We start from the raw sequence: 14,850 nt of genomic DNA, 5'->3' as shown, positions 1-14,850 counted from the left end.
GCGACGTGGGCCTCGATCTGCGGTCACCCCGACGGTCGGGCCCGGCCGTGGGCGCACCGGGTCAGGCGAACCGTGGGCCGGCGATGCCCACCGCGCTCGCGACCGGACGGCCGACGGCGTCGCAGGCCAAGCGGGCTGCGTCGACCAGTCGGTCGATCGAGAGTCCGGTGTCGATGCCCATGCCGTCGAGGCCGTGAGCGAGGTCTTCGATGGCCACGTTGCCACTCGCACCGGGAGCGAACGGGCAACCGCCGAGTCCGCCGACCGCTGCATCGAGGCGTGTGGCACCGTGTTCGAGCGCGGCGAGTCCGTTGGCGATGGCGAGCCCACGCGTGTCGTGGAGGTGCGCGCCGATCGAGGCGTCGTCGCCGACGGCGTCGGCCACGGCCTGCGTGAGCGCTGCGACCTCGGTCGGAACGGCCACGCCGATGGTGTCGGCGAGTCCGATCGAGGTGGCGCCGGCGGCGGCGACACGACGGGCGACGTCGACGACGCGAGCCGGGTCGATGCGCTGCTCGTACGGGCAGCCGAACGCCGTCGACAGTGTCATCTCGACCGTGGCGCCGGCATCGATGGCCGGGACTGCAGCGGCTTCGAACGCAGCGATCGCGTCGTCGGTGCCGGCGCCGGCGTTGTGCCGGCTGTGGGTGTCGCTGACCGAGATGACGTACTGCAGATGGGTGAGGCCAGCGGCGAGCGCCCGTTCGGCGCCGCGTCGGTTGAGTACGAGCCCCCACCGGATCACGTCGGCGCCGTCGGTCGCCGCGCACAGCGCGTCGGCGTCAGCCATCGCCGGCACCCGATCCGGCCGCACGAAACTCGTGAGCTCGAGCTCACGGATGCCCGCCGCCACCAGCGCCTCGAACAACGCCAACTTCACCTCAGTCGAAACCGGAGCCTCGTCCTGCAACCCATCTCTGAGCGAAACATCCCGAAGCAGCACAGAACGAGGAAACGTCATGGCGACAGTCTGCCCCAGTCAAATGATCAGCGAGAACCAAGCAAGCGGAGCGCTCCAACCAACGGCCTGCCACCGAAGGGTCGAGCCGAAGGCGAGCGCAAGCGAGGAAGGGAGCGAAGCGACCGGCCTCCGAGCGCCCGAAGCCTAGAAGTCTTCGTCGAAGCTGACGTCGCCTTCGATACCGGTCTGGTAGCTCGACACGGTGCGTTCGAAGAAGTTCGACAGGCCCTGCACGTCTTGGAGTTCCATGAAGCTGAACGGGTTCTTCGACCCGAACTCCGAGGCGTAACCGAGGAGGTGCAGACGGGTGTCGGCGACGTACTGGAGGTACTCGCGAGTGTCGGGCAGGCTCATGCCCGGCACGCCTTCGCCGAGGACGTCGGCAGCGAACTGGTACTCGCAGTCGACGGCGTCACGCAACATCTCGCGGATGTCGGCTTCGAGGCGATCGTCGAACAGTTCGGGCTCTTCGGCCCGCACGGTGTTGACGACTTCGAGTGCGAAGTTCATGTGGCACGACTCGTCGCGGAACACCCAGTTGGTGCCGTCGGCGAGACCGTTGAGCAGACCCTTCGAACGCAGGAAGTAGACGTACGCGAACGCCGCGAAGAAGAACAGGCCTTCGATGCACGTCGCGAAGCAGATGAGGTTCATCAGGAACTTGCGACGTTCCTCCTGCGTGGTGATGGCGTCGAGATGATGCACCTCGTCCATCCACTTGAAGCAGAACTCGGCCTTGGCCTTGATCGACGGGATGTTCTCGACCGCGGCGAACGCAGCTTCGCGCTCTTTCATGTCGGGGATGTAGTTGTCGAGCAGCGTCAAGTAGAACTGGACGTGCAACGCCTCTTCGTACAGCTGGCGAGACAGGTACATCCGAGCTTCGGGAGCGTTGATGTGCTGGTACAGGTTGAGCACCAGGTTGTTCGCCACGATCGAGTCACCGGTCGCGAAGAACGCCACCAGTCGTGACACGAGGTGCTTCTCGGCCGGCATCAGCTTGCGGTCGAGGTCGACGAGGTCGTCGGAGAAGTCGATCTCGTCGACGGTCCACGTGTTCTTGATCGCATCGCGGTACATGTCGAAGAACTGCGGGTAGCGCATGGGCCGCAGCGTCAGGTCGAAGCCCGGGTCGAGAATGTGCTTCGGTCGTGCGTTGCCCACCGGAACGGTGGTGGACATGTTCTCCGGGATGTACTCGTCGGGGGTGATCGGGTCGATCAATGCCATCAGTCGCAGGCCTCACATGCTTCGGGGTTCTCCAACGAGCAGGCGATCGCCTCGTCGTCGGTGAACGTCTTCTTCTCGGTCGGGGCGGGAGCACCGCCATCGGTGGGTGCCGTCGGCGTCGGTGCAGCTCCGCCGGTCGTGCTCTTGTTGATCTTGGTGGCCGCACGGCTGCGCAGGTAGTAGGTGGTCTTGAGACCGGCCTTCCACGCATGCAGGTACATCGACGACAGCTTGCCGATCGTCGGGGTCTCCATGAAGAGGTTGAGCGACTGGCTCTGGTCGATGAAGGCGCCACGGTCGGCGGCCATGTCGATCAGCTGACGCTGCGGGATCTCCCACGCGGTGCGGTAGATCTCCTGCAGTTCGGCCGGGATACGGTCGACGCCCTGGATCGAGCCTTCGGCCTTCTTGATGTCGGAGATCATCTTCTCGTCCCACAGGCCTCGTGCCTGGAGTTCACGCACGAGGTAGCGGTTGATCTGCATGAACTCGCCGGAGAGCGTCTCACGCTTGAACAGGTTCGACACCTGCGGCTCGATGCACTCGTAGCAACCGGCGATCGACGCGATCGTGGCGGTCGGCGCAATGGCGATGAGCAGCGAGTTGCGCAGACCGTGTTCGGAGATGCGACCACGCAGCTCGGCCCAGTCGAGATCGGTCGGGACGTTGACGGTCTTGCCGTCGCGCATCCACATGTCGAACTGCAGCTCACCCTTGGCCGCACGAGTGCCATCGAAGGCTTCGTGCGGGCCGCTGACTTCGGCGAGTTCGGTCGACGCCCACAGTGCGTGGAAGTAGATGTGTGCCGAGATCTGCTCGCTGAGCGCCTTGGCTTCGTTGGAGTCGAACGCCAAGCCCTTCTTGAAGAAGACGTCTTGCAGACCCATGAGGCCGAGGCCAACCGGGCGCCACTTGTTGTTCGAGAACTCGGCTTCGGGCGTCGGGTAGTAGTTGATGTCGATGACCCGGTCGAGGAACGGCACGACCTGGCGCACGACCCGCCCGAGACGGGCGAAGTCGAACACGGTGTCGCCCTGCGCGTTGGTGTCGACGTACGAGCCGAGGTTGAGCGAGCCCAGGTTGCAGACCGCCGTGTTGTCCTGGTCGGTGACCTCGAGGATCTCGGTGCAGAGGTTCGAGAGGTGCACGACACGGGGCGAACCGTCGTCGTTCGTCGAACCGGTCTGATTGCACTTGGTGTTCGACGCGTCCTTGAAGGTCATCCAGCCGTTGCCGGTCTGCGCGAGCGTGCGCATCATGCGGCTGTAGAGCTGGCGGGCCGGGATCTGCTTCTCGAAGAGCCCGTCGGTCTCGGCCTTCTCGTACTCACGACGGAAGTCGTCGCCGTACAGATCGGTGAGCTGCGGGACCTTCTTCGGATCGAACAGGCTCCACTGCCAGTCCTTCTCGACGCGCTCCATGAAGAGGTCGGGGACCCAGTTGGCGATGTTGAGGTTGTGGGTACGGCGAGCGTGGTCGCCGGTGTTGTCGCGCAGTTCGAGAAAGTCTTCGATGTCGGCGTGCCACGACTCGAGGTACACACAGGCGGCACCCTTGCGGCGCCCGCCCTGGTTGACGGCGGCGACCGACGAGTCGAGCGTGCGCAGCCACGGCACGATGCCGTTGGAGAGGCCGTTGGTGCCCGTGATGAGGCTGCCCTTCGAACGGATGCGGTGCCAGGCGACACCGATGCCGCCGGCGAACTTCGACAGCTTGGCGATGTCGGTGTAGCGCTTGTAGATGCCTTCGAGGCTGTCGGGCGGCGAGTCGAGCAGGTAGCAGCTCGACATCTGGCTGTGCGTGGTGCCGGAGTTGAACAGCGTCGGGCTCGACGGCAGGTACGCCAGCGACGACATGAGGTCGTAGAACTTCACCGCTTCGGTGACGTCGCCGGTGAACTCGCCGCGGTCGTTGCCGGCCACGAGGCCGCAGGCGACGCGCAGGAAGAAGTACTGCGGCGTCTCGATGACGTCGCGTCGCTCCGGGTGACGCAGGAGGTAGCGGTCGTACACCGTGCGGAGACCGAAGAACTCGAAGTGACGGTCGCGGTCGGAGTTGATGGCGGCGTTGAGTTCGGGAGCGTTCGCTTCGACGAAGTCGTACACCTCCTGCGACACGATGCCTTCGTCGTAGCCGACCTTGACCGACTCGGAGAACCACGGGATGTTCTGGTTGCGGACCTCTTTGTCGATGATCGTGGCGAGCAGCCGCGACGCGAGCTTCGAGTAGTTCGGCTCGTCGACGATGAGCCCTGCCGCCGTGCGGATCGAGAGTTCGTCGAGCTCACGGGTGGTGGCACCGTCGGCGAGCGCCGAGATGGTGCGGGTGGCCACACGCATCGGGTCGACACCGAGCAGCCCTTCGGAGGCACGGGCGATGGCGTTGACGATCTTGTTCAGGTCGACCGGTTCGACACCGCCGTTGCGCTTGGTGACACGCATTCCGGTCGGGCCTGCGTCGACCGACCCGTCGTTGACCGGCGTACGTGCCGCATCGGTCAGGGTCGGCGCTGCGGGCGTTCCGGGTTCGATTCCGTCTTCGATCAGTGTCACTGTCACTCCTCGTGCTTCTTCTTCGTTGTGTCGTGCAGACGTGGTGTCGAGACTCGACATCCACTGCGCACATGTGCCCTGAGCAACAGTTCGAACCATCTGGCCCCAACCACCACATCTGGTGTTCGCTTCGGTCGTTTCCCCCGTGCCGACACCACATGCTGTGATGACGGAGGAGTAATTACAGCAGCGTCATTCGACGCGCGCAAGCCTATCTGTCGACTTTCGGGCGATATTTTTTCGACCTTCGCGAAAGAGCAGGTCACAGCCTCGCGAGACCATTTCGGCGCGGCGCTCGCCGCATCATCGGACCGTCGCGATGCATCCGCACCTCGGCCAGATCGGCCTCGGCACGCAGCCGCGACCACGCCTTTGCGAGGGTCGAACCGCTCGCTGCGACCACCTGGGTGACCCCGTCGCGGCCGACACGCTCGGCCTCGGCCCGCCACACGACGTGGAGCTGTTCGAGCCGGCCGTCGCGACCCCGGACGTGATTCTCCTGGTAGTCGAGCGTCGTGCGCCATCCGGATCGCTCGAGCTCACACCGATCGAACTGTTGCACGCTGCCGTGCTGACGACGACGAAAACCGGTCACGCCGAACGTCTGACGGCGCGCCACCGGCCGGGAAGCGCTGTTCCGGGGTGAGTTGGTGTCGGCGGGCATGACCCCATCGTGAACGACCCACCCTGTGGGGCGCTAGTGCCGCAACCATGTGAATTGCGCGGTGACCAGCTGTGCGCGTCCTGTGGACAACCCGCGCCGACTGTGGACGAACCGTGATGTTTAGAGCGAACCTTGCAGCTCGAGGAGGACGTCGGTGCAGGCGAGGGCGGCTGCGGCGAACGCCGGGTCGGTCGGGTCGAGGCTCTCGGCCAACAACTCCCCCGCCGGGTCGGCGAGCACGTCGGCCGTCGAGATCTCGGGAACGTCGGCCCCGTTGTCTCGCAGACAGTCGAACAGCGAGATCACCAACCCCACCTCCGACTCCGCCATCGGCACGAAGAAGTCGGCGTCGGCGTTGTCGGAACACGACGAGCCGTCGTCGGGAACCACCAGATCGACGAGATATGCGGTGACGTCGGCCTCGACACACTCGATCGTGCCGTAGGCCGTGTGGCCCTCGGCCTCGACCGTGTACAACGTGGCCGACGACAGCACCTCGGCCAACTCGACCGACCACTCGTACGGCGTCGCCGGGTCACCCGTGTTGCCGATCACCAGGATCGGTGCGGCACCGTCGGCCGACCCGAGCGCGAGCGGCTCGGCCGACTCGGGGAATCCGAGACATCCCGTCGACGCACGAAGCGCATCGGCGAAGAACTCCGACTGCGCGGCGACCTCGGCGGCCCCGGCCACGATCGCGTCCCGATCGATCCGGTCGGCGTCGTCGGCACAGTTGATGAACGTGTTCGCCACCTGCGAGTTGTCGTAGGTGCCGTCGGGTCGCCGACCCGAGTAGGCGTCGGCGAGTACCTGCAGGATGGTGCCGTCCTGTTCGGCCTCGGCGGTGAACAGTCCCTGCGCGAGGAACGGCCACGTGTCTTTGCTGTACAGCGACGCGATGACGGCGAGGTCGAACTCGCCGGCGGTGAGCATCCGATCGGGATCGTCGACCGGGAACGAGCCGACCTCGGCGATCTCGGAGCGCAGGCCGTCGAGCACCTCGAGGGTCGGGCCGACGTCGTGCAGCAGGCAGTCGGTGTCGGCGTCGCAGGCCGCGGCGAAGTTGCGCAGCGCCTGGTCGAACCCGGCGGCCTGACCGAGTGCCAGCTCCTGCGGATCGGTGGACGGTTTGACCGCGGCGTCGAGCACGAGCGCCCGGACGTTGTCGGGGAACAGTTCGGCGTACACCGCGCCGAGGCGAGTGCCGTACGAGTACCCGACGTAGGTGAGTCCGTCGTCGCCGAGCGCAGCGCGCAGGAGGTCGAGGTCGCGGGCTGCGTTGAGCGTGCCGAGGTGCGGGGCGAGTGCCATGGTCTGCTCGGTGCAGCTCGCGAGGTCGGCAGCTTGCGTCGCGAACAGCTCGTCGACGGCCGCCATGTCTACCTCGGCGATCAGCACCACGCTGTCGTCGACCTCGACGTCGCACTCGACCGCCGTGCTCGCCCCCACACCTCGCGGGTCGAAGCCGACCAGGTCGAACGCCGACGACACCTCGGTCGGCATGATCGCTGCCGCCTGCAGCAAGAAGTCGACGCCCGAGCCGCCGGGACCGCCCGGGTTGAACACGATCGAACCGATCTGCTCGGCATCGCCGGCCGTGTCGGCGCGCGACACGGCGATCTCGATCTGCTCCCCGTCGGGGTCGGCGTGGTCGAGTGGCACGACGAGCGTGGCGCACTCGGTCTCGACCAGCGGGTTGGGTGTGTCGCACGGCCCCCAGTCGAGCGCCGACGCGTCGCCGTCCGTCTCGGTCGGCACGGAGCCGGAGACCGGCGCGGTGTCGGAGACCGTCACGGTGTCGGAGACCGACTCGTCGGAGTTCGCCACGTCGGGCGAGGCCGAGTCGGAACCGCTGCACGACGCGACGACGATCGCCATGGCGACGACCACAGAGAGGTGTTTCATGGGCACGACGCTAACCAGGCCGGGCGCCGTCGGTCAGTCGACCCACTTCGGCGAGTAGGCGGTCGGCGGCGAAGTGGCGAGCGCGACCGCTGCGGCCGGATCGACGGTGCGCTGCGCGAGTCCGCCGTGCTCGGGCTTCATGAACCCGGCGTCGACCACGCGACCGACGAAGTCGAACAACGACTCGAAGTACCCGTCGACGTCGAGGAACACCACCGGCAACGAGACGATGCCGAGCTGGTTCCACGTGAGGATCTCGAACGTCTCGTCGAGGGTCCCGAAGCCGCCGGGCAACACGATGACGCCGTCGGCCAACTCCGCCATGCGGGCCTTGCGGGTGTGCATCGTCGCCTCGACCTCGAGCAGGCTGAGCGTCGAGTGCGCGACCTCCAACGACTTCAACTGTTCGGTGATCACACCCGTGACCTCTCCGCCGGCGCTCAGCACACCGTCGGCGACCGCCCCCATCAGACCGACGTGCCCGCCGCCGTACACGAGCCGGTGTCGGGCATTCGCGATCTCGGTGCCCAGGCGCTCCGCCATCTGGCGGAAGGCCCCGTCGCCGCCCGAACTCGACCCGCAGAAGACCGTGATGTTTGCCATGAGTCACATGGTGCCAGGGAGAGCCAGATATCACTCGCCCGGATACCGATCGGTAATCTCGCCAGTCATGACTGCCCCAGACCTTCCCGCAGCCGCCGACGTCATCGATCTGGCCGACCGAGTCGTCGGCAAGGCGGTACGCCGACTCGCATCGCTCGACGGCGGTCCCGACGAGCACCAGGTGCTCGCGTACGACATCGCTCACGCTGCATCGGCGGTCGCCACGGCGAAGTCGCTCGTCGACTACGGCAACAAGGGTGACGTCGAAGCGAAGATCACGTGCGCCTACGCCGCCGACATGGCGCACGATCTCACCTCGAAGATCCTGGGCCGCGAGGCCGACTGGGGCGTCGAACGAGACGCGATGGCCGATGCGCACGCCTTCATGGCGACGTACCGCGCTCCCGAGTTCCTCGCTTCGCTGGCCGACACGCCCGGCCCGTCGCACCTCAGCAGCGACATGGAGATGGTCGCCGACACGTTCGACTCCTTCGCGCAGAACGTCATTGCGCCGCACGCCGAGCACGTGCACCGAACCAACGCCGACGTGCCCGAGGAGATCGTCAGCGGCATGGCCGAACTCGGCGCGTTCGGGCTGAGCGTCCCGGCCGAGTACGGCGGCTACAGCGAGGGCGGCGACGAGGAGTACATCGCGATGGTCGCCGCCACCGAGGCGCTGTCGAAGGCGAGCCTCGGCATCGGCGGTTCGCTCATCACGCGTCCCGAGATCCTCACCCGTGCGCTCGTCAAGGGTGGCACCGAGGAGCAGAAGCAGAAGTGGCTGCCGCTCCTCGCCACCGCCGAGGTCATGCCCGCCGTTGCGGTCACCGAGCCCGACTACGGCTCCGACGTCGCCGGCATCAAGGTCACCGCCACCCCGAAGGACGGCCCCAACGGTGAAGCCGGTTGGGTGATCAACGGTGTGAAGACCTGGTGCACGTTCGGTGCCCGCGCCGACGCACTCACCCTGCTCGCCCGCACCGACCCCGACCGGACGAAGACGCACCGCGGGCTCAGCCTGTTCATCGTCCCCAAGCCGCGCGGCGACGCGCACGGTTTCGATCTGCGTCAGGAGATCGACGGACCCGACGGCCCGGTGTCGACCGGCGGTCGCATGGAGGGCAGCCCGATCGACACGATCGGCTACCGCGGCATGCACAGCTACGAGATCTCCCTCGAGGACTGGTGGGTCCCCGCCGAGAACCAGGTCGGCGGCGAAGAAGGACTCGGCAAGGGCTTCTACTACCAGATGGCCGGTTTCGAGAACGGCCGTCTGCAAACGGCTGCACGCGCCGTCGGGGTCATGCAGGCTGCGTACGAGCAGGCGCTCGACTACGCCGAGAACCGCAAGGTCTTCGGCACGGCGATCCTCGACTACCAGCTCACCCGCGCCAAGCTCGGCCGTATCGCCGTGCTCACCCAAGCCGGTCGCCAGTTCGCGCTCGCCGTCGCCACGCTCATGGCCAAGGGCCAGGGAGCGATGGAGGCGTCGATGGTGAAGGCGTACGTCTGCAAGGCCGCCGAATGGGTCACCCGTGAAGCGATGCAGATCCACGGCGGCATGGGCTACGCCGAGGAGTTCCCGGTCAGTCGGCTCTTCGTCGACGCTCGCGTGCTGTCGATCTTCGAAGGCGCCGACGAGACGCTGTGTCTCAAGGTGATCGCCCGGCAGCTCATCGCTGCCAGCAACGCCGACTGAGCCGAAACTCCCCATCGTCGACCGCGCGTGACGACCGGCGCACCCCGCCGACCGTGCGTCGAAGTTATGGTTCGACCAGGAGGTTCCCGTGTTGCTCGCAGCGAACGAACTGATGGCGGCCAGATACCAGATGGCCCTGTCACTGGGTTTCCACATCATCCTCTCGTGCTTCGGCGTCGCCCTCCCGGCCCTGATCTACGTCCTGCATCGCCGTGGCCTGAAGCACGACGACCACGACGCGCTCGTCCTCGCGAAGAAGTGGGCGAAGGTGTCGGCCGTGCTGTTCGCGGTCGGAGCCGTGTCGGGCACGATCCTGAGTTTCGAGATGGGCCTGCTCTGGCCCGGCCTCATGTCGACGTACGGCGACGTGATCGGCCTCCCCTTCGCGCTCGAAGGCATCGCGTTCTTCCTCGAAGCGATCTTCATCGGCATCTACCTGTACGGCTGGGACCGGCTCCCGCCTCGGCTCCATCTCAACACGCTGATCCCGATCATCGCGTCGGGCGCGTTCGGGACGTTCTGCATCATCGCGGTCAACGCCTGGATGAACAATCCCGCCGGGTTCTCGATCGACCCGGAGACCGGCGACGTCGTCGACATCGATCCACTCGCCGCGATGTTCAACAATGCGGTGTGGGGGCAGGCGGCGCACATGTTCGTGGCCACGTACGCGGTCACCGGCTTCCTGGTCGCGTCGGTCTACGCGATCGGCATGCTGAAGGGCCGCCGAGACCGTGCGCACCGCCTGGGATTCACCGTGGCGATGGTGTTCGCGTCGATCGCTGCGATCACCCAGCCTGCGATCGGGCACTTCACCGGCCAGCGACTGGCCGAAGACCAGCCGGCGAAGCTCGCCGCGTTCGAACTCAGCGCCGAGGCCGAGGATCGCGCGCCGCTCACCGTGGGCGGCTTGTGGATCGACGGTGAGAAGCGCTTCGCGATCGAGATCCCCTGGCTCGGCTCGATCGCCTCGGGCAACTCGCTCAACCAGGTCGTGCCGGGCCTTGACGACATCCCGCTCGACGAGCAACCGCCGATCAACGTCACCCACCTCGCGTTCCAGGCGATGGTCGCCGCCGGCACGGCGATGGCCGGGATCGTCGCCGTGTACTGGTGGCGTCGACGACGCGTCGGTGACGCCGTGTTCGAGCGGCGTTGGCTCATGTGGTCGGTGGTCGCCGGTGGTGGCCTCTCGGTGCTCGCGCTCGAAGCGGGGTGGACCGCGACCGAGGTCGGCCGCCAGCCGTGGATCGCCTACGGGGTGATGCGCACCGAAGACGCCGTCACCGACAACAGCGGTATCTGGTTCAGTCTCGTCGCGATGATCGTGGTCTACGCCTCGATGGGTGCGCTCGCCACGCGGGTGATCCGCGGCATGACCCGCCGCTGGAGAGAGTCCGACGACGTCGACCTGCCGACGCCGTACGGCCCGAGCCGGGAGCTCGAATCCGTCGGCGCCTCGACAGCGGCGATCGACGGAGGCGACGGAGGTGACGGAGGTGAAGCCTGATGGGCCTGAGTGACATCGTGGCCGGCCTGATGTTCGTCGGCGTGGTCGCCTACGCGCTGTTCGGTGGAGCCGACTTCGGGTCGGGCGTCTGGGACCTCACGGCGGGTGACGCGGAGAGCGGCGCCCCGCTGCGCTCGCAGATCGACCGCAGCATCGGGCCGGTCTGGGAGGCCAACCACGTGTGGCTGATCTACATCCTCGTGTTCCTCTGGACCGGCTTCCCCACCGCGTTCGCCGCGATCATGAACACGCTGTTCATCCCGTGGCTCCTCGTCGGCCTCGGCATCGTCCTGCGCGGCGGTGCGTTCGCGTTCCGAAAGTTCGCGTCGACCCTGCGCGAAGCGCAGATCCACGGAGCCGTCTTCGCCGCGTCGTCGCTGATCACCCCGTTCTTCCTCGGCATGATCGCCGGTGCCATCGCCAGCGGGCGGGTCCCCCTCGACGGATCGGGCGACGTGTGGACGAGCTGGACGGGACCGACCTCGTGGGTCGGCGGAGCGTTGGCCGTGCTGACCTGCACGTTCCTCGCCGGAACCTTCCTGGCCGCCGACGCTCACCGTGCCGGCAACACCGAGCTCGCCGAGCGGGTCGGAACGACCGCGCTGTTCGTCGGCGCGATCACCGGCGGGGCGGCGCTCGTCGCCGCGGTGACGCTCGAGATCGATGCCGAGCATCTCGCCAGTGGGCTGCACGGCCGAGGCCTGCCGCTGATCGCCATCTCCGCCGTCGCCGGGTCGTTCAGTCTGCTGCGTCTCCGTCAGCAGCGCTGGGACCGCGCCCGGGTGGGTGCCACGATCGCCGTCGCCTCCATCGTCGTCGGCTGGGGTGTCGGCCAGTATCCGGCGATCCTCGTCGATCACGCCGACATCGACGACGTGATCGGCGCTCGCCCGACGCAGGTCGGCCTGCTCGTCGTGTTCGGCCTGGCTGCGGTCACCGTCGTCCCGGCGCTCGCCTGGCTCTACGTGCTCGTCAACGGCAAGCGCTGGGCGCGCACCCACTGATCGGCACGGCGGCCTCGCGTCGGCTCAGCCGCAGAGCTCGTCGGCGAGTTCGCCGACCGAGCGAATGCGTTCGAACTCGGCCCCGACGTGATCGTCGTACGGGTCGATCAGGATCGGGTGCAATCCGGCCGCCGACGACGCCGCGATGTCCATCGTGACCGAGTCGCCGACGTACGCGATCCGCGAGCGCTCGAACTCGGCGAACGACGGCAGCGCGAAGTCGAAGATCCGCTGGTCGGGCTTGGCGACACCCACGACGTGACTGTCGACGATCACCCGCATCTCGACATGCGCGCCCGGCCCCACCTGGCAGATCGAGCGGGCCAGCATCGCTTCGATCTGTCCCGATGCGTTCGACACGACCCCCATCGGCACGCCCGCCGCAGCGAGTCGCCCGAGCGCGGTTCGGGACTCGTCGATGACGTAGCGCCACGTCGCGTGATAGCGGGTCCGGTCGAGCACCTCGACCGCCTCGTCGACGTCGGCGGTGTCGACGCCGACCGTGTGTACGTACGCCCGGTTGTAGACCTCCCACGACGTCTCCCCCGACCCGGCGTCGGACTTGGCCTTCATCCCCGCGTAGTGCGCACGGACGTGGTCGGCGACGTCGGCCGATCCGCCGTAGTACGCGAGCAGCGGCCCGAGCACCAGTGGGTCGGGCAGCACCAGCACGCCACCCGCGTCGAACAGAACGGCGTCGAACCGTGCGGCGGTCACCCGAGATGCTCGTGCAGGAACGCCGTGGCGCGTGGCCAGATCTCGTCGTAGAGCGCCTGGTTCTGCGTGCCGAGCGCGTTGTGCGGTGCCATGAATGCGTGTCCGCTGCCGGGGTGCACGGTGAGGGTCACCGACTTGCCGAGGGCCTTGAGCGTGCTCTCGAGCTCGGCCGCCGCGGCGGGCGGGAAGAAGTCGTCGTGCTCGGCCATGTGCCCTTGGATCGCCGCTTCGATCTTCGAGTAGTCGGGCTGGGCGTCGCCCTGTGGGAAGCCGTAGAACGGAACGACCGCCTTGATCTTGTCGGGACGGTCGGCGGCGAGGACGAAGCTGAGCATGCCGCCCATGCAGAATCCCATCACGCCGATCGCGTCGCCGGTCGTGGCCTCGTGGGCGTCGAGGAAGTCGACGGCGCCGCTCATGTCGCGGGCGGCCCGGTCGGCCGGCAACGCCGTCATCAACTCGCCGGCCTTGTCCATCTCGTCGTGGGCGGCGAGTTCGCCGTGGTACAGGTCGGGCGCCAACGCCACGAACCCGGCGGTGGCGAGGCGGTCGGCCATCTCCTTGATGCCCGAGTCGAGTCCCCACCACTCCTGCACCACGATGACACCCGGACCTGATCCGGTGTCGGGAAGTGCCAGGTAGCCCTGGGCATCGATGCCGTTGCTCGCGAATTCGACCATGGTTGCCATGACGTCAAACGTAGTGCGACGCGACGGAGCCCCGAGGATCGTCCTCGGGGCTCCGCTGCATTCACCGGTGGGTGATCTTGTGGATCACTCGCCGTTGGGGTTGAGGGTGACCTCGATCGGTGCGTAGTCGGCACCGACCAGGTCGACCGAGTCGCCGAGGAGCGCCATGGCTTCGGTGGCGATGTCGGTCGTGTAAGCGCCGTCGGTCGGCGGTGCGGTGAGCACCGTCGCGCCGTCGAGGTTCGGCGTGCTCTGGCTGATCTCGACCGTGCGGTCCCAGGCGGCCTGATCGAGCATGCCGGCACCGTTCTCGGCGGGCCAGATGAGCTTGTTGACCTCGTTCATCATCCACTGCTGGTGGCTGGCGCCGAGCGTCGAGCCGGCGTCGGTCACGATGGTGGCGCACTCTTCGACGTTGTCACGGCAGTACGCCCAGCCCTGGAGCGAGGCGGCGACGAAGCGAACGGCTTGGTCGCGGTAGTCCGCGTCGTCGGCGAGCTTGGCCGCATCGGCCCAGATGCTGTCCTGCAGCATGCCGACGCCGACCTCTTCGTAGTTGATGACGTTGAAGTCTTCGGGCTGGTACAGCTCACCGGTGTCGGGGTTGACGGCTTCGAGGACCTGCGCGTACTCGTTGTAGGTCATCGCTTCGGCGGCGTCGATCTCGCCTTCGAGCAGTGCGATCATGTCGAACTGCTGACCGACGAGCGTGACGTCGCTCGCCGGGTCGAGACCGGCCTGGCCGATGGCGGCGAACACTTCGTACTCGTTGCCGAAGCCCCAGTTGCCGATCGTGCGTCCGGCGAAGTCGTCGGGCGACGTGATGCCGCTGTCGGCGAAGCTGACCTGCAGCGTGCCCGAGCGGCCGAAGACCTGTGCGATGTTGACGATGTCGGCACCGGCTTCACGGGTCTGGAGTGCCTTGGGCACCCAGGCGATCGCGAAGTCGGCGTTGCCGTTCGCGAGTTCGGTCTGCGGCACGATCTCGACGGCGCCTTCCTTGATCTCGACGTCGAGGCACTGGTCGGCGTAGAAGCCCTTGTCGACGGCGGCGTAGTAGCCGGCGAACTGCGCCTGCGTGAACCACTGGAGCTGCAAGCTGACCGAGTCGGTCGTCTCACAGTCGCCGTCGGCTGCGGGCTCTTCGGCCGGTGCCTCCTCGTCGGCAGGCTCCTCGGCCGGAGCTTCTTCTTCGGCCGGTGCCGGTTCGGCTGCCGGCTCGTCGTCGCTGCCGCACGCTGCGGCCACGAGCGAGAGTACGGAGACCCCCGCCACGATGGTGCTGAGTCGTTTGTTCATGGTGTTGTGCTCCCCCG

At 67.1% G+C, this 14,850-nt stretch carries 12 protein-coding genes; 4 read left to right on the top strand and 8 right to left on the bottom strand.

Going from position 1 to position 14,850, the window contains the following annotated elements; all coding sequences use genetic code 11:
* Nucleotides 1-61: 61 nt before the first annotated feature.
* The 3 genes from YM304_RS07120 to YM304_RS07110 form a co-directional block, all read right to left on the bottom strand.
* Nucleotides 62-961: a hydroxymethylglutaryl-CoA lyase gene (locus YM304_RS07120; RefSeq protein WP_015440981.1), complete on the bottom strand. Its 900-nt coding sequence runs from the start codon at nucleotides 959-961 to the stop codon at nucleotides 62-64.
* A 144-nt stretch (nucleotides 962-1,105) separates the two neighbouring features.
* Entirely contained in the window at nucleotides 1,106-2,143 is a 1,038-nt protein-coding gene (locus tag YM304_RS07115; RefSeq protein ID WP_051071563.1) for a ribonucleotide-diphosphate reductase subunit beta, read from the bottom strand.
* A 47-nt stretch (nucleotides 2,144-2,190) separates the two neighbouring features.
* Nucleotides 2,191-4,803 carry a ribonucleoside-diphosphate reductase subunit alpha gene (locus YM304_RS07110; RefSeq protein ID WP_015440979.1) on the bottom strand — a complete coding sequence of 871 codons (2,613 nt, stop codon included), beginning with the start codon at nucleotides 4,801-4,803 and terminating at the stop codon, nucleotides 2,191-2,193.
* A 259-nt stretch (nucleotides 4,804-5,062) separates the two neighbouring features.
* Between YM304_RS07110 and YM304_RS24650 the strand changes: the two genes are divergently transcribed.
* Entirely contained in the window at nucleotides 5,063-5,389 is a 327-nt protein-coding gene (locus YM304_RS24650; RefSeq protein WP_154723345.1) for a hypothetical protein, read from the top strand.
* Nucleotides 5,390-5,527: 138 nt separating this feature from the next.
* Here YM304_RS24650 and YM304_RS07100 read toward each other — a convergent pair whose 3' ends face one another.
* Nucleotides 5,528-7,312, bottom strand: coding sequence for an alpha/beta hydrolase (locus YM304_RS07100; RefSeq protein ID WP_051071346.1), 1,785 nt, complete (start codon nucleotides 7,310-7,312; stop codon nucleotides 5,528-5,530).
* A 33-nt stretch (nucleotides 7,313-7,345) separates the two neighbouring features.
* Nucleotides 7,346-7,915, bottom strand: coding sequence for an LOG family protein (locus tag YM304_RS07095; protein WP_015440976.1), 570 nt, complete (start codon nucleotides 7,913-7,915; stop codon nucleotides 7,346-7,348).
* Between the two features lie 67 nt (nucleotides 7,916-7,982).
* On the opposite strand from YM304_RS07095, the gene YM304_RS07090 reads away from it, so the two are divergent.
* The 3 genes from YM304_RS07090 (at nucleotide 7,983) to YM304_RS07080 (ending at nucleotide 12,128) form a co-directional block, all read left to right on the top strand.
* Nucleotides 7,983-9,614, top strand: coding sequence for an acyl-CoA dehydrogenase family protein (locus YM304_RS07090; protein WP_041298090.1), 1,632 nt, complete (start codon nucleotides 7,983-7,985; stop codon nucleotides 9,612-9,614).
* Between the two features lie 88 nt (nucleotides 9,615-9,702).
* Nucleotides 9,703-11,124: a cytochrome ubiquinol oxidase subunit I gene (locus YM304_RS07085; protein WP_015440974.1), complete on the top strand. Its 1,422-nt coding sequence runs from the start codon at nucleotides 9,703-9,705 to the stop codon at nucleotides 11,122-11,124.
* Nucleotides 11,124-12,128: a cytochrome d ubiquinol oxidase subunit II gene (locus YM304_RS07080; RefSeq protein WP_015440973.1), complete on the top strand. Its 1,005-nt coding sequence runs from the start codon at nucleotides 11,124-11,126 to the stop codon at nucleotides 12,126-12,128. The genes YM304_RS07085 and YM304_RS07080 overlap by 1 nt, the downstream gene beginning before the upstream one ends.
* Before the next feature lie 24 nt (nucleotides 12,129-12,152).
* Here the strand turns inward: YM304_RS07080 and YM304_RS07075 are convergent, their stop codons facing one another.
* The 3 genes from YM304_RS07075 to YM304_RS07065 all read right to left on the bottom strand — a co-directional run bounded on the left by YM304_RS07075 (nucleotide 12,153) and on the right by YM304_RS07065 (nucleotide 14,833).
* Nucleotides 12,153-12,845, bottom strand: a complete 693-nt coding sequence (locus YM304_RS07075) for an HAD family hydrolase (protein ID WP_015440972.1) — start codon at nucleotides 12,843-12,845, stop codon at nucleotides 12,153-12,155.
* Nucleotides 12,842-13,534 (bottom strand): dienelactone hydrolase family protein, encoded by a 693-nt coding sequence (locus YM304_RS07070; protein ID WP_015440971.1) that lies wholly within the window; start codon nucleotides 13,532-13,534, stop codon nucleotides 12,842-12,844. Before YM304_RS07070 ends, YM304_RS07075 begins: the two co-directional genes overlap by 4 nt.
* A gap of 84 nt (nucleotides 13,535-13,618) precedes the next feature.
* Entirely contained in the window at nucleotides 13,619-14,833 is a 1,215-nt protein-coding gene (locus YM304_RS07065; RefSeq protein WP_015440970.1) for an ABC transporter substrate-binding protein, read from the bottom strand.
* Nucleotides 14,834-14,850 lie beyond the last annotated feature (17 nt).

This window comes from Ilumatobacter coccineus YM16-304 (assembly GCF_000348785.1).
In the GTDB taxonomy this organism is placed as follows: domain Bacteria; phylum Actinomycetota; class Acidimicrobiia; order Acidimicrobiales; family Ilumatobacteraceae; genus Ilumatobacter_A; species Ilumatobacter_A coccineus.
The sequence above is the reverse complement of the archived record's forward strand: the minus strand, read 5'-3'. Positions and strand labels throughout refer to the sequence as shown.

Bases quoted from the DNA above. Each gene is read 5' to 3' on its own strand.
- YM304_RS07120 (WP_015440981.1), bottom strand. From the start codon at position 961: ATGACGTTTCCTCGTTCTGTGCTGCTTCGGGATGTTTCGCTCAGAGAT.
- YM304_RS07115 (WP_051071563.1), bottom strand. From the start codon at position 2,143: ATGTCCACCACCGTTCCGGTGGGCAACGCACGACCGAAGCACATTCTC.
- YM304_RS07110 (WP_015440979.1), bottom strand. From the start codon at position 4,803: ATGTCGAGTCTCGACACCACGTCTGCACGACACAACGAAGAAGAAGCA.
- YM304_RS24650 (WP_154723345.1), top strand. From the start codon at position 5,063: ATGCATCCGCACCTCGGCCAGATCGGCCTCGGCACGCAGCCGCGACCA.
- YM304_RS07100 (WP_051071346.1), bottom strand. From the start codon at position 7,312: ATGAAACACCTCTCTGTGGTCGTCGCCATGGCGATCGTCGTCGCGTCG.
- YM304_RS07095 (WP_015440976.1), bottom strand. From the start codon at position 7,915: ATGGCAAACATCACGGTCTTCTGCGGGTCGAGTTCGGGCGGCGACGGG.
- YM304_RS07090 (WP_041298090.1), top strand. From the start codon at position 7,983: ATGACTGCCCCAGACCTTCCCGCAGCCGCCGACGTCATCGATCTGGCC.
- YM304_RS07080 (WP_015440973.1), top strand. From the start codon at position 11,124: ATGGGCCTGAGTGACATCGTGGCCGGCCTGATGTTCGTCGGCGTGGTC.
- YM304_RS07070 (WP_015440971.1), bottom strand. From the start codon at position 13,534: ATGGCAACCATGGTCGAATTCGCGAGCAACGGCATCGATGCCCAGGGC.
- YM304_RS07065 (WP_015440970.1), bottom strand. From the start codon at position 14,833: ATGAACAAACGACTCAGCACCATCGTGGCGGGGGTCTCCGTACTCTCG.